Here is a 433-nt window from a genome sequence, read left to right on the forward strand (position 1 = left end):
CTTATAAAAACATTATTTATAAAAAATAATTTCTATTATTAAACACAAGGCACTCTACGCTAACGATTAATTTTCTTACATATAATTCATCAATTTAACACTCTTTTATATAAAATTTCATAATATACAACAGAAAGACTTTAGGCTCAATAAAAAATGACTTAGTTTAAATAGTTAAGTCTTTTTTAGCCTAATCATTACTTTATAGGAGATGCAATTTAATGAAAAAAGGTTTAAAGCTTTTACTTTCTTTAACTGTAATTCTTACTTTGGCTACTTCTTTAATTGCTTGTAATTCTAAGAGTTCTTCTAAAACTACTAGTGAGGATGCAAAAGTTACTGTTCGTTTAAATGAGGTTACTCGTTCTGTTTTCTATGGACCTATGTATGTTGCAATTAGTGAGGGCTTCTTTGATAAAGAAGGAATTACCAT

General features: G+C 26.6%; 1 pseudogene. It reads left to right on the top strand.

The window, feature by feature from the left end:
• Nucleotides 1-221: 221 nt before the first annotated feature.
• Nucleotides 222-433, top strand: a pseudogene (locus NG901_RS16625) (ABC transporter substrate-binding protein); the annotation flags it as partial.

It is taken from the genome of Clostridium sp. CMCC3677 (assembly GCF_023845585.1).
In the GTDB taxonomy this organism is placed as follows: Bacteria; Bacillota; Clostridia; order Clostridiales; family Clostridiaceae; genus Clostridium; species Clostridium aquiflavi.